Source organism: Tullyiplasma multilocale ATCC 49900, from assembly GCF_000483165.1.
In the GTDB taxonomy this organism is placed as follows: domain Bacteria; phylum Bacillota_I; class Bacilli_A; order Mycoplasmatales; family Mycoplasmataceae; genus Tullyiplasma; species Tullyiplasma multilocale.
The window spans coordinates 126598-141535 of the sequence record NZ_AXXW01000006.1 but is presented as its reverse complement, the minus strand read 5'-3'; the positions used below and the strand labels follow the sequence as shown (position 1 = coordinate 141535).

At 31.8% G+C, this 14938-nt stretch carries 14 protein-coding genes and 1 pseudogene; 1 reads left to right on the top strand and 14 read right to left on the bottom strand.

Going from position 1 to position 14938, the window contains the following annotated elements:
• Positions 1-12: 12 nt before the first annotated feature.
• From G319_RS09270 to G319_RS09255, 4 genes are all read right to left on the bottom strand, one after another.
• On the bottom strand, positions 13-399 hold the full coding sequence (locus tag G319_RS09270) for a hypothetical protein (protein ID WP_026389462.1): 387 nt from the start codon (positions 397-399) through the stop codon (positions 13-15).
• 29 nt (positions 400-428) lie between these two features.
• A complete protein-coding gene (locus tag G319_RS09265) occupies positions 429-2756 on the bottom strand; it encodes a glucose PTS transporter subunit IIA (RefSeq protein WP_026389461.1) in 2328 nt (775 codons plus the stop codon).
• Positions 2757-2866: 110 nt separating this feature from the next.
• Positions 2867-3631 carry a MurR/RpiR family transcriptional regulator gene (locus G319_RS09260; RefSeq protein WP_026389460.1) on the bottom strand — a complete coding sequence of 255 codons (765 nt, stop codon included), beginning with the start codon at positions 3629-3631 and terminating at the stop codon, positions 2867-2869.
• A 51-nt stretch (positions 3632-3682) separates the two neighbouring features.
• A complete protein-coding gene (locus tag G319_RS09255; RefSeq protein ID WP_026389459.1) occupies positions 3683-4351 on the bottom strand; it encodes a lipoprotein in 669 nt (222 codons plus the stop codon).
• Positions 4352-4539: 188 nt separating this feature from the next.
• On the opposite strand from G319_RS09255, the gene G319_RS09250 reads away from it, so the two are divergent.
• Positions 4540-5901, top strand: coding sequence for an alanine--tRNA ligase-related protein (locus G319_RS09250; RefSeq protein ID WP_026389458.1), 1362 nt, complete (start codon positions 4540-4542; stop codon positions 5899-5901).
• A gap of 57 nt (positions 5902-5958) precedes the next feature.
• Here G319_RS09250 and G319_RS09245 read toward each other — a convergent pair whose 3' ends face one another.
• From G319_RS09245 to G319_RS0101975, 10 genes and pseudogenes are all read right to left on the bottom strand, one after another.
• Entirely contained in the window at positions 5959-8091 is a 2133-nt protein-coding gene (locus tag G319_RS09245; protein WP_026389457.1) for a PTS transporter subunit EIIC, read from the bottom strand.
• A pseudogene (locus G319_RS10190) lies at positions 8092-8142 on the bottom strand (hypothetical protein); the annotation flags it as partial.
• Positions 8130-8702, bottom strand: coding sequence for a PTS sugar transporter subunit IIA (locus G319_RS04645; RefSeq protein ID WP_051350861.1), 573 nt, complete (start codon positions 8700-8702; stop codon positions 8130-8132). The pseudogene G319_RS10190 and the gene G319_RS04645, both read right to left, overlap by 13 nt.
• Positions 8703-8811: 109 nt before the next feature.
• Positions 8812-9579, bottom strand: a complete 768-nt coding sequence (locus G319_RS0102005; RefSeq protein ID WP_026389456.1) for a MurR/RpiR family transcriptional regulator — start codon at positions 9577-9579, stop codon at positions 8812-8814.
• A 71-nt stretch (positions 9580-9650) separates the two neighbouring features.
• Positions 9651-10316 carry a lipoprotein gene (locus G319_RS0102000; RefSeq protein ID WP_026389455.1) on the bottom strand — a complete coding sequence of 222 codons (666 nt, stop codon included), beginning with the start codon at positions 10314-10316 and terminating at the stop codon, positions 9651-9653.
• Positions 10317-10482: 166 nt separating this feature from the next.
• Complete coding sequence (locus G319_RS09240) at positions 10483-10689, bottom strand: DUF2798 domain-containing protein (protein WP_156902665.1); 207 nt, start codon at positions 10687-10689, stop codon at positions 10483-10485.
• Between the two features lie 183 nt (positions 10690-10872).
• Positions 10873-11649 carry a MurR/RpiR family transcriptional regulator gene (locus tag G319_RS0101990; protein WP_026389454.1) on the bottom strand — a complete coding sequence of 259 codons (777 nt, stop codon included), beginning with the start codon at positions 11647-11649 and terminating at the stop codon, positions 10873-10875.
• 116 nt (positions 11650-11765) lie between these two features.
• Positions 11766-13199 carry an MATE family efflux transporter gene (locus G319_RS09235; RefSeq protein ID WP_026389453.1) on the bottom strand — a complete coding sequence of 478 codons (1434 nt, stop codon included), beginning with the start codon at positions 13197-13199 and terminating at the stop codon, positions 11766-11768.
• A 109-nt stretch (positions 13200-13308) separates the two neighbouring features.
• A complete protein-coding gene (locus G319_RS09230) occupies positions 13309-14034 on the bottom strand; it encodes an ABC-2 family transporter permease (protein WP_026389452.1) in 726 nt (241 codons plus the stop codon).
• Positions 14027-14926, bottom strand: coding sequence for an ABC transporter ATP-binding protein (locus G319_RS0101975; protein ID WP_026389451.1), 900 nt, complete (start codon positions 14924-14926; stop codon positions 14027-14029). Before G319_RS0101975 ends, G319_RS09230 begins: the two co-directional genes overlap by 8 nt.
• Positions 14927-14938 lie beyond the last annotated feature (12 nt).

The following is a 14938-nucleotide window of genomic DNA, read 5'->3' as shown; positions in this document are numbered from 1 at the left end:
TTTATAAAATTTTTAAATATTTTTGTTCTTCAGTTTTTTATCTCTTCTAGTTTTTGAAATGTATTCATTAACAGAAAACTTAGGTTCTTTTGCAGAGATCAAACCGTAGTTAATATCTAGCGAGTGAATCGCGTTGAAATAGTAATCCGATAATTCTTTTGCTTCGACCAAATTAATATCTTTAGCAAAAATCGAAAGTTCTTTTTCAATTTCGGCTATGAATATGTTTTGTCAGTTTTCTAATCATTTCAGATTATCTTTTATTTTTAATCTCATTTGATCAATTTTATTTTCAAGAGACTCAACTTCGTTTGCTATATCTAAACTAGCGAATTTTTCTTTTAATTTGGATGCCTTTTCAGCTTTTCTTTTTTCGAATGCTTTTCTACCATCCATCATCACACGATCACGAACTGTATCATTTTTTTCTATCAGTAGTGAAAGTGTTTTTCAATTTTTCTTAAGTCTGCAACTTCTTTTTCAATTACTTTAATTTTTTTAATATCTTCTTTTGTCACATATTTAGAAATTTCGCCTAATCTTCCACCTAATATTTTTTTGGCTTCAACTTTCGAAATATTCATTTTAGCTGCATATAATCTAATCATTAAATTATTAGCTTTCTTGATCAATTGTGGCTCAGTCAATCTTTCGCTATACATCAATAACGAAAGTCCTAAACCACCGAATAAACCAACTACACAAGACACAACATATCAAATAGTGTTTTGTATTGGATCAATAATATCTATTGCTCCAATAGCTGCCGATGTTCCTGAACTTGGTGCTGCTAAGAATCCTGTTATTTCAAAGATTCCCATCCCACCAAATGCTCTTTGTGAAACCCCAGCAACTCCAGCTACGACTCCTCCAGCAAATGAGGCAATTATTCCAGCAATAAACGGTCTGCCCTTCGGAACATTAACCCCGTAAATGATTGGTTCAGTTACACCAAAGATCCCTCCAGGTAAAGCAGCAATAGCTGCTGATTTTAACTGGGCATTTTTTGTCATTATAATAACTCCAATTAGAGCTCCAACTTGTGCTCAAACAGAAATTGATGAACCTGCACCAAAGAAGTTAACTCCACTTGTAACCATACCCATAGCAACAGCCATCCCTAGTGCCATGTGCATCCCGAATAGAACAGCCACTTGTCACATTGCGGCGAAAACCCCAACTCCAATTCCACCTGGAATTTGACCAATAGTATATACAACCCCTCCAACAACTTGTTCAACGATGTATAAAATCGGCCCAAGTAAGAAGAATGTCCCAAATACTATTACAGCTAGTGCAATAACGTGTCTAAAAATAATATCAACTTGAGTTGGCATTCATTTTTGAATTCATTTATCAAATCTTACATATAAGTAGTTAGCTACAATATGAGCTAGAATACTTGATGTATAAGGCATAACTTTGATAGTACCCAAACCAAATCAAGCAGGGTTTGTGATTGGGTTTGGGTCTATACCCGTGTGAATTACAGGGAATTCAATTCCAAGCATTCCACTATTACCTCATTGTGGTAATCCATTGGCATCTAAAATAGGATAACCATTGGCATCCACCACAAGTCCATGGACTGTTCTACCACCATCAAATAAGAACGGACTCGCAATCATCAATGATACTGCAATTCCCATTATAGGGTTACCACCAAAGTATTTAGCGGTATTATAACCTACAAATATTCCCATAAATTTCAATGATACTTCGGCCACGACTTTTAAGATTGCTCACCCAACAGGTGCATTTGCCAGTGCAACATCTCCGCTGCCGGGAGTTGCATCTCCAAATACAATATTAGGCATCATTCCAACTTCTTTAAAAATTGTTTGAACACCCATTAATAAACCAGCAGCGATCAAAATTGGTAATGAAGGTACCATAATACCACCCATCATCGCCATCAGTTTTTTACCAGTTGATTGTTTGGGGGTTTTAGTTTTGTTAGTTTGTACAGTTCCACCAATACCTAAATTAGCAACAGCATCTTTAACTTTATAAACTTCCCCACCAATGATGATTTGTAATTCTTCAGCATTTCAAACGACACCTTTGACAATTGGTAAAGCTTTAATCTTTTCAACATCAACAATTTCTTTATCTTTGATTGAAAATCTTAATCTTGTCATACAGTTGTAAACTTTTGTATAGTTATTTTTCAAACCAACAAATTTATTTATTTCTTGAGCTATAGTTTCATAGCGTCCTTGTTGATTATAAAATTGTTCATTTGTAAGTTTTGCAATATCAACCTCTTCAGTTTCAACATCTGCTAAAACAAATTCACCAATAGGTTGCCCTCTTTTAACTTTTTCTCCAATGTTAAGTGGTTTAAATTTTCAACCACTATTTTCGTTTGTATCTAAAAGTATCGGTGTGCTGATTGCAAACCCATTGTCTTTAATCGATTGTAGATCGGCACTAACAATTTTAGTGGTTAGATCGACATCATCACCCACCTTGGCACTAACTTTAAATGGTGTCCCATCCATTGAAACAGTATCTAAACCAATATGCATTAAAATATTTGGACCATTTTCATGTTCAAAATAATATGCATGTTTAGAATCAGTTACTAGAGATAGCTTGGCTTTTTCTAGAGGCGAATAATATTCTTTCGAAGTGGGTTCAATATAAATACCCTCTCCAAGCATCCCTTCAGAAAAAACACCATCATTTAAATCTTCAATTTTATATACACTACCCGAAACGGGTGCATATATAATAATTCTATTTTTTTCCATATCTTGCTTTCCTTTCCCCTTTATTTTATTGTCAAAGGCAAAAAGCGAAAGTAACAAACCACCAACTAAAAAGTAGTTCTATATTAAAAAAAGTACTTTAGTTTAGATTATTAAATAAGTAAGAACAATTGTGTAAATAAATATCTCATTGTTAATTTTCTAAAAATTAACTGATTTGGCATATGATTTGAATCAATACTAATAACTTCATTTGCTTCTTCAATTTTGAATCGCTGTGCTTCAGTTGCAAAGAGAAACACATTTTTGAATTTGCCTTTTACACCCCTATTATAGAAATCGAGCACAGCTTCATTATCAGGACCCGCCAAGAATATTATTCAAACATCATTTGGTGTCATTCTCTTAAATCTGTCTCCCAAATAAACTCCATAGTCAAGTTTAATGTGATGAACATTTTCGCGCTTAAGTTTTAAATAATCAGCCAATGAAGATAACTCATCTTTCAGTATTCAACTGCCAATTATTTGAACACCAGTCCCTTTTTTAATAGTGTCCGCAAGATAAATCATTTTTGAAGTTTCACTTTCTAAATCATTAACGTAATCTAGAACACTTTCTTTAAATTCGTCCAATATTTCTTCAGGGACACCACCATCTTCTGAATCAAATTTAATCTTCGCTTTGCGAGCTGATTCAAGTTTTAAAATGGTTATCATTTCACGATAACCTTTACATCCAGTTTTCTTAGCAAACACAGTCAAAGTTGATTCACTTACAAAACATTTCTTACTAACTTCTTTAGCACTTAGTCACGTATTTTCGGCATAACATGTTTGCAACAATTTAGCTATTATTTCGTTTGCTTTGCTTTTCTCGTCATATTTAAGTTTTTCTATTTTTTCAATTATTTGCATAATTTTCTCCTTCTCAAAATACAAAATAAACAGTTTCCTGTTTATTTTTTTCTAACCCAGAACAATCATTTGTTCTCCCTTTAATTTTTCAGAATTTTTAGTAGCTTTAATATTTATCGATTTAATTATAATTACAGAATCTAACTTAGCCTCTTCAGGCACACCCGCAACCGAAGCTGGAATGTATGAAAGTTCAAATGATATTTCGATATCTTCATGGTTTAATATATTAACCATTTGCTCTTCATCACCAACTTGAATTTTAGTTTTCGTTTCGAACAAAGTATAAAGAATTGCTGGTATTTTACCAATATCTGATGCAACACCTATTTTGTCATTTTCATCACCCTTAATGATCATTCCTTGAGTTTGACCAGCTTCTCAATACTCGCTAATTTTCAAGTCATTAAAATAATCAGGCACTTTGTTGCCTAAAGCGGCCATAATATGCCCTATAGATGTAGGTGTTTGTCCTGTTATCATATCTCCTATGTGTTTTGAACCTTCCATCATAACTTTATTAGCGATTTCTTCATCTTGGACTCCTGCGAGATAATTAATTGTTGTCCCGTTTATTTTGGCAGCTCTTAATAAATCACCGATATCAGTTTTATCTAGAACACCTTCATCATCCGCCTTTTTATCTGAACATGCAACAACGGCGGCACCTGATGTCGCCACTAATCCTACAGCACTTAATATACTTAATAGTTTTTTCATATTTTTTACTCCTCAAATGTTATTTTAGAATTGCTTTATTTGCTGTGATATTGTTTTTAATTACTTTAAAAGTACTTTGGAGATATTTAAATAAGTTTGATGATTGGTAATTAAATTAAATATAAGTAAATTATCAAAATAAATAAAAAGTAAAATAAGTTAAAATATTTATTAAAGAAGAGGTAATTATGGAAAATTTTAAGAAATATGAGAATTTTGATTTCTCTAAAACAAACTTTGTTGGACATGAACAACTGACTAGTTCATCTGCTGTTTTAGGGCTATTCGACCAAAGCGCAAACCCAATTGATAAACTAACAGGAAAAGGTTTTATCATCTTCGATAAAACACCATTATACGCAATGGCTGGTGGGCAAGCAAGTGATAATGGGTTTATCACTTTGAATGGTCAACAGATAGCTTTAGAAGACGTTAGAAAGGACTTGGTGTATGGTTATTTCATTCACCAAGTTGATACAAATGGTCTGGAAGTTAAAAATGGTGATATTTTAGAAATAAGCGTTGATGAAGAATTCAGAAAAAGATCTTCTAACAACCACTCTGCTCTACACATTACATGACAGACAACTTTGAATAAAGTTGGTCATCACGTTGATGAGCTTGGAAGTAAACTTGATAACACAAAATATCAATTACAATTTTTCCCAGATGAAGCGATTACCGAGGAATTAGCTTTAGAAGTAAGTGAAATTGTAAATAATAATGTAATTAAAGATGAAATCGATGCCAACATCTTCTTTGTCACACAACAAGAAGCAATTGACAAAGGATACTTTTATGAATTCACAAAAGTCGCAGGTGATGAGATGGTTAGAATGGTTGAATTTCCAGGAATTGTTATTGAACCATGTAGTGGTACTCATGTTACAAACACTCGTGAAATTAAACAAGTTTGATTTATGAACTATGACAAAAATGCTAAACGAATCATTATTGATATGACATCAAACGAACAAGTTGCCAATGACTTTTTTACTGAAAAACTTGATGGAAAATATCAAGAATTATTAAGAATGATTAAAAAAGGAACTGATCAAGGAATTGATATTGATTTTAGTAATTATACTCAGCAAGCCGAAACACTTTTAAAAGACTGAAATTATCTTTCGGTCAAAAAACTAAATAACATCTTTATAGAAGTAACGGCTGCAGTGAACAAATTCTTAAAAGAAAAAGAAAAAGAAATGCTTGAAGATTTCAAAACGCTTAATATCCCTTCTGAATTAATTGATGACAAATATAATTTATTTATGACAACTAATGAAATGTTCACAAATAAATTACTTATGGCAAAAGCTCAAGAGGCTTCAAATAACAATCCAGAACTTATCAATGTTTTTATAAATAAATTCGAAAGTGGTTCAAATGCCATCTTAATTAGAAACAAAGATTTAGATGTAGACCTTAGAGAATTTAATAAAAATGTTTTAGAAAAAACCAGCTATCGTGGTGGTGGAACCGAATCTATGATTCAACTTGTTTCGCAAGATCCTACTGATGCTATTAAACTAATTAAATTATTAAAATAAAAACTACGAGCACGATATGTGTTCGTAGTTTTTTTAAATACATTTTTAGATTTAAAATTATCTATTTTGTTTATTTTGTAATCTTATACCTTTGTTTTTTTCTTTTATAAATTGTTTAGGTTCAAAAGAATTTGCCTTAGGTTTAGTTAAACCATAGTTAATATCTAATGAATGAATTGCATTATAGTAATGGTCTATCATAGAATGAACCTCTTCGAGTTTTGTTTTAGAAGCAATTGTTTTTAAATCAACTCCAACTTTTTTCAAGAACTCATTTTGGAACCCTTCTAGTCAAGCAAGTCCTGCCTTGGCATTTTTACGTAACACCGCCACTTCTTTTTCCATTCTTTCAATATCAGATTCAACATCAATCGCGTTAAATTGTTCTTTCAACTTAGTTGCTTTAGCTTCATTTCCTTTGACAAAAGCTTTTCTACCATCCATCATTAATTTATCTAATTTTGTGGCATTTTTGTCAATGAAAATAGCTAATTTGTTTTCAGCCTTTCTTAAAACAGTAACTTCTTTCTCAATCTCTTTAATTTTTTTGATATTTTCTTTTGTGAGTTTTTTTGTATATTCTGCTAGTCTTCCACCAATTTCTTCTTTTGCTTGTTTAGTGGAAACATTCATTTGTGCAGCATATAGTCTCAACATTAATTTATTTATTTTTCTTATATACTTAGGTTCTGTAAGTCTTTCTGAATAAATAAGTAAAGTTAGAGCAAGGGAACCAAATACACCTATCAAACAACTTACAACATATCAAATTGTATTTGCTACAGGGTTTAATATGTCTATAGCCCCGATTGCAGCAGTAGTACCAGAAGCTGGCGCTGCTAAATAACCAGAAACCGCAAAGATTCCTAATCCACCGAATGCTCTTTGTGAAACCCCTGCAATTCCTGCAACCATTCCACCAACAAAAGAGGCGGTACATCCAGCAATAAACGGTCTACCTTTTGGTACGGTAATTCCATATATTATAGGTTCTGTGATTCCGAAGAATCCACCTGGTAAGGATGCAAATGCAGCAGATTTCAATTGCGCACTTTTTGTCATAATTGCAACTCCTAGAGCAGCTCCAAATTGTGCTCAAACAGAAATATCCCCTCCTGCTCCAAAGAAGTTAACTCCACTTGTAACCATTCCCATAGCCACAGCCATTCCTAATGCCATGTGTACCCCGAATAGAACAGCTACTTGTCAAACAGCTGCGAATATTCCGATTCCGATTCCGCCTGGTATTTTACCAATATTGTAGAAGACACCCCCAATAATTTGTTCAACCAGATAAATAACTGGTCCCATTAAAAACAGTGTCCCAAATACAATTACCGAAATTGCCAACACGTGTCTAAATACCATATCTACAGATGATGGCATTCATCTTTGAATTCATTTATCAAATTTTACATATAAATAATTTGAAAATATATGCGCTAATATACTCGCTGTATAAGGCATAATTTTAATTGTCCCTAACCCAAATCATGCAGGGTTAGTTAATGGACTTGGATCTATTCCGGTCTTAATTACTGGGAATTCAATCCCCATTAGTCCATTATTTGTTCATTGAGGTAAACCATTGGCATCCATTATTGGATAACCATTAGAATCAACGAGCAATCCATGAACAGTTCTTCCTCCATCAAATAAGAATGGGTTGGCTATCATAAGCGATACAACAATCCCCATGATGGGGTTACCACCAAAGTATTTTGCGGTGTTATAACCTACAAATATCCCCATAAACTTAAGTGATATTTCAGCAACTACTTTCAAAATTGCTCAACCAGCGGGGGCGTTTGCAAGTGAAACTTCGTTGCTACCAACGGCCGCCTCACCAAAAACAATATTAGGCATTGCACCAGCTTCTTTCAAAATAGTTTGGATCCCCATTAATAAACCAGCTGCAATTAATACTGGTAATGACGGAACCATGATTCCACCCATCATAGCCATAATTTTTCTCATGATAGGTTGTTTAGTCGCTTTGAGACCTTCTATTTTAGTGATTCCACTTGCGCCTAGATTAGCGACAGCGTCCTTCACTTTATAAACTTCGCCACCAATTATCACTTGCAATTCTTCGGCATTTCAGACAATACCTTTTACAATGCCAACTTTTCTAATCGCATCAGTATCCACAAGTTTTTTATCCTTGATTGCAAATCTAAGTCTTGTCATGCAATTGTAGACTTTTGTATAGTTTGTTTTTCCACCAACTAGTTTATTAATTTCTTCGGCAATTGTTTCATATTTACCAGATCTTGTGAAAAATTCTTCATTAGACAGATTTTTGTGTCTTCTTCTTTTTCTGGCTTTGTATAAATAAATTCACCTATAGCTTCACCTCTTTTGATGTCACCACTAGTTTTTGTTGGTGTAAATTTTCAACCCACAAATTCATTAGTGTCCAAAACGATTGGTGAACTAGTTGCATAGTTATTGCTTTTAATTGACTTTAAATCCACACTAACTATTTTAGTATCTAGACTTACTTCATCGCCAACTTTTGCCGCCACTATAAATGGAGTACCATTCATAGCAACCGTATCTAAGCCTATATGCATAAGGATGCTAGGTCCGTTTTTATGTTCAAAATAATATGCATGTTTAGTTTCTGTAACAAGTGAAAGCTTACCTTCATCTATTGGTGAATAGAATTCTTTGGTTGCGGGTTCTATATAAATACCTTCACCAAGCATCCCATCCGAAAATACACCATCTTTTAATTCTTCAAGTTGATGAATTTTCCCAGAAACAGGAGCATATATTACAATTTTCCTATTTTCCATATTTTTGCTTCCTTTCTATACATATTCTATTAACAACAACCTATCTCACACCATTCAAATAACCGACATATAAAGTACTTTTTATTTTAAAGAAGTACTTCACTTCATTTTAGAGTAAAAGAAATAAATGAATGAACAAGTGGTTCATCCTTAGTTTTCTAAACATCAATTGGTTTGGCATCAAATCCGAATCTAATCTAAAGTATTCTAATAAGTTGTCTATCTTATATCTCTGAGCATCAGTGGCGAACAAGAATATTTTTCTAAATTTATCTTTTATCGCTCGTTCATAAAACTCTATTATTGGTTCATTTCCAGGTCCTGTTAGAAATATCAAGAAGATTTCATCTTCTTTCATAGCCTTAAAAATTCTTTCTAAATAGGCACCATATTCAGGTTTGAGATATTGAACATTACGATGTCTTGAAGATATCAAATCAGCAAAATAAGATAATTCATCTTTCAAAGTGGCACTTCCAAGAATTTTGACACCGCTAGATTTTTTGATTTCATTTGCAAGAAATATAGTTTTATATTTCTCTTCGTTTATTTCAGATATATAATCCATAACACTCTCATCGAACTCATTAATAATCTCTTCTGGGGCCCCACTTTCTTGTGCCTTGTACTTGATTAGATTTTGTCTTTCGGATTCTAGTTTTAAGATAGTCACTAATTGTCTATATCCATCACATCCTACCTTCTGTGCAAACACCGTTACTGTAGATTCACTCACATGACAAAGTTCAGCTACACGTTTCAAGCTGTATCACTCATTACGGATATAACAATCATGCAATAATGATGCAATTAACTGACCAGTGCTGGTTCTTTGCTCATATTTCAATTTTTCAATTTTTTCAATAAGTTGTTTCATATTCATAACCTCTTAATTTCTCTTGTAAAAAACCCTCTTTGAGTCAGACTCTTAGAGGGTGTAAAAAATATTTAACTCAAATTAATAATTAATGAACCCTTCATAATATCTGAGTCACTCTTAGCTTTGACTGTAATCGACTTAATTGTAATAACGGAATCAACTTCATCCACATTAGCAAGTGCAGCCGGTATGTAGTTTAAAACAAAATCTACTTCAATCTGATCAGTTGTGAAAAGATTGACAAATGAATCAACCGGTTTTTCATCCACAATTGTTGTAACTTTCCTTTTCGATTCAAATAATGCATACATAATAAAAGGTATTTTCCCAACATTTGCAGCAATTCCAACTTTATTGTTTTCTTCACCTTTAATAATCATCCCACCAGTGGCGGCAGCTCCCCAGTATTCTTGGATAGTCAGATCACTAAAATAATCTGGAACCTCTTCTCCTAAAACTCCCATAATGTGTTCGATATTTGTCTCTGACTTATCTGTAATAACTTTTTCTATATACTGATATCCAGCTCCAGCAATCATCCCATTTATATTTTGATCTTGTATTTCAGATAAATAATTAATTAACATACCTGAGACATTCGAACCTCTAATCAAGTCACCTACATCCATTCTTGTCTCTTCTTTTTCCTCTTTGGTGTCTGAACAGGCCACTACAGCTGAACAAGCTGCAGCTGTTAGACCAATAGCACCTAATAAACTTAATATTTTTTTCATAAAAAGCACACTCCTTATTACTTATATTAAAATGAGGCAAATGTATATTAACTCTTTTCGAATTATTTTAAAAGTACTTTTATTGAATCAAATACACTTTTATTGACCAAAAAATAACTAAAAAACACCACAAGAGATTTGTGGTGTTTCAGAGATATATAAAGTCTTAATTTTCTGATTCTATAACGTCATTAATGTCTTGACTTTTTGAATCAAACTTTTTAAATATCTTAATTCATAGTGGTGGAACAACACTTGTTACAATCGCACTAAGTGGCAACGCCAATACAAAAGCAATTCCTCATTCTTTTAATCACTCAACAGCATCAAAGTGAGCTGCACCAACATTATACAATGTTAGGAATAGTGACATGAAAAATGACATGAAGAAAACAATAGTTATAGATATAATTGCTTTTTTTCAGAATTTATTTAGTTTTATTCATTTTTACCTCTTTTTCTACAATATAGAAAGTATAGATGATTATTTTTCCGCGTGTAATAGCAAAAATGAACTAATAAAATTTTCCGCTATATAGTGGAAAATATTCCACATCTATTTCCTAATAGTTAAGATTGATATCTGCAATATTAAATAATTCAATACAACCTTTGACATCAACAAAGAACTCTTGGAAATATCATCTTCAATAGTCAAGGTTTTATCTAAATCCAAAACTTCTCAAAAGTTGTTATTCTTAGATATTATCAAGAAGTAGTTCTGGTGGTTTTTAAATACATAGTGCACTAAATTATGAATAACTTCTTCATCATTATCTGAAGCTAAAATTATTATCAAATCATCTTCAGTTATCTTTCTAAATATCTTTAGGAAATAATATACCTCAGTTATTAGATTTACATTCTTCAATTTCAAATTTAAATCATTGGCAAGAGTTGTCCCTTCGTTTTTAAACGTTTCGCTTGCAAAAACAAATACATTTTCCGAAGCTCTAATCAAATCGCATAAATGCTTTATTTTTCCAATTTGATGGTCGAGACCCTCTAGAATTTGATCACGGCTATTCTTAACTTCATTAAATACAAAAGTATCATCACCTTCAAATGATAATTGTTCTCGCCATTCTGCTTTTTGAAAATCTCGCAACTGTCTCTCAAGGTTATATTTCATTTCTCTATAACCAGCAAAGCCTATTTTCTTAGCTAAAAATGTAACTGAAGATTTACTTACAAAACATTCTGCAGATATTTTTTTAATAGGATAAATAATTCCTTTGTTGTAACCATCTAAAATATATTTTGATATTTGCCCATATGTCGTATGTGATCTCGCAATGGCATTCTCTTCAAGTAACTCAATAACATTTTTCATAAAACACCCCATTTACTATCATTATGTTATTGATTGAAGTGGTTTGCAACATTTTATATCATTACTTATATCCATAAAATAATAAAAAAGAAACCTTTTGGTTTCTTATTATTTTTCTACATTTGTTTAACATATTTGAATCATTTTTTCTTGAATCATCTATGAACATATATGATTGATCTACTAATTGGATCCATAGCAACCACTATATATATTAATATTAGTCCGATTCCAGTTTCTCCATTGAAAGTATTTGAAATTAGTAGCGGTAATCCAACCATTCCCAACACCATTGTAACTACAGAAATTAGTAGCGGTGTTCATAAATCTCCTACTGCTCATAAAGAACGAAGCAGAGTCATGTTTACCGTATCAAAAATACATTTTACAAATACTATTAAGTATAATCACATTCCATATTTAATAACTAAATCTGCATCACGACCATAAACATATACCAAGATTGGGTATATCAATGCAAAGATCAAAGTTGATAGAATTACTTGTCCATAAATAGCGATTCTTCATCCATCAACACCTGCCGTAAATGCTCCATCAGGATCATTTTCTCCAATTTTCTTCGCAACCAAAATAGATGTAACTGTAGCTACAGCTTGTAAAAATACCGTTGCAAAGTTAATAATGACAATAATTGCAGAATGAATATTATATAATTCTGTTCTTTGCGCCACGTCATTGGTATACAGACCTGAAATTGCTGAATTCATTGCAAAGTTACACGCATTTCATAATCCCATTTCTAATGTGATCGGTAGTCCAACTTTAACAATCTCTTTAGCTAATTTCATGTTTAGTAAAGTACCTATTCTCTGCCCTTTATAATCAATATCTTTGTAGTTGATTATCATCATATATATTAACTGGAATAGAGCGGCCGAAGGCATTCCTAGTGCTGCATACAATGGATTTAGTTTAAATACATATAAAATCATTGAGACAACTAGGACATCAACTAAATTTGATGCTATTGCTCCAATTGCAACGTGTTTTTGTTTTTTAATGATTTGTAAACCAGCTATATATACTTGAGCCACTGACATTAATAATAGTTGAATAATATTTATTCTGAAATATGAAGAAGTGAAATTTAACTTGTTAAATGTTCAAGTATCATGAACTGTAATCATTTCCTCTTTTGGAATAGTTAATAAACTTAGAAATTCTGGTGCGAAAGTTTCTACAACCACCATTACCAACATACAAATTATTACGTTAACCAGAATTCTGGTAGTGATAACTTTTGATAATTCCTTTTGTCTTCCTTGTCCTACAAGATTGCCACCAACCACTAGAACTCCTGAAGCTACAAGTGAAGGGATAAATTGAATGGTTTGAAATAAAATCGTCGCTTTGTTAATCAAAGCTAAGAATTCACCATCAGCATATCAAGTGAATAGTAAAACGTTTATTTGTGCAATCACTGCAGCAAAAAATAGTTGCAAGAAAATATGACCAGTCATTGACAAAATTTCTTTGTAATTATGTGGATAAAAAACTTTACGATATTTAGTCTTAAATTGTTCAGTCATATTTTCTCCTTATATCTAGATTAAATTATAAATAAAACAATATTAAAAAGTATTTAAAATAATTAAATAATTAAATAAAAAAACACAGCTAAAACTGTGTTTAATTTTTCTATAAAGGTAAATCTTTTTTGTTGAAAATATACATTCCTCAACCAAATAATCCACTTGATGCTACTAACAATGCGATTGTTTGACCAACTCATGTTTCAGCACCACCAGTAATCATAGCTGATGGATCAAATAATGAGTTAATTGAGATGTATTGTAAGAATTCTAATCCGATATTTGGAATATTACTAATCATATTAAATACAAAGAATAAAATTGGCACACCAGCACCAGCTAGTAATGTTTTAGAAGACTTATTAAAAGTACAACTGAATATTCAACCAATTGCGAATAACAATGTTACGAATGCTGCATAGTTAACCATTCATTTTGTTCACAACAGCATAGTGATATCAGTGTCTCTAATTGTGATTAAGATCCCACCAACTATCATATGACTTGCAAATGTCATTAATACGAATATTAAGACGGTTATAAGCTTATTGAACATAATAACTGTTCTAGAGTTGGGAGTTGAAAGATAGAAAGCCATGTGACCTCTTTCAACTTCTTTTGTAATTAAACTGTTTGCAATAATACTTGTAAAAATAATTGGTACTTCAACCCCAAGTGATAAGAAGTAGAATGAACTAATTGTGTTACTTGCACTCCCTAAACCATCGACAAAGAAGAATACAGCAATAATTGCCAATGACATGATTGTTAATATTAATCAGATTACTCATGAACCTTTTAAAGAAGATTTTATAATGTGTCTATTAAACATTTTTTTGTCCCCCTGTTTCGTAGTATTTCATAAAGTTTTTCTCAATTGAGAAAACTTCTTCTGAAATCATCACAACTTTCGTTTCAGAAATTAATTTCAAGAAAGTTGGAACCTCTTCACGAGGAACAATATACATATATTCGTTTCCTTTAATTTTTTCTTTACCAAATCCTTCAATTTCAAATCCTTTTTCAAATTCAACAATATATTTCTTATCAATTGAATTTTTATATTGTTCGATATCAAAGTTGGCAATTACTCTTCCAGATTTAACCATAGCAACTTTATCACAAGTTTTTTCAATTTCTTCAAAGATGTGAGAAGACATAATAAATGTTGTCCCATTAGCTTTGAATTTATTTACTAAATCAATAAATTTTTGTTGCATCAAAGGATCCAATCCTGTTGTTGGTTCATCTAAAATAATAAGTTTGGGATCACTCATAAAAGCAACGATTAAACCAACTTTTTGTTTCATCCCTTTTGACATTTTTTTAATTTTTTGATCAGCGTTAAATTCTCAATATTTAATCATATCTTCAACATATTCTCAGTTGTCCATTTTTCTTAAATTAAACATTAACTTTATAAATTCTGTTCCAGTCATATACTCAGGGAATGTGATTTCTCCTGGTAAGTAACCAATGCTTGTTTGGATTTTTGCAGATTCTTTTCAAGAATCCATTCCAAAAATTTTACAATCACCACTTGTTGGTTTTATATATCCCATGATAGCTCTGATTGTTGTTGATTTACCAGCACCATTGGGTCCTAGATAACCAAATACTTCACCTTTATTTACTGTAAGTGAAACATTAAAAATACCATATCCGTTTGGATAAGCTTTTGTTAAGTCATTTATTTCAATAACTTTATTATTATTTGTTTTCATTTCTTTCCTCCT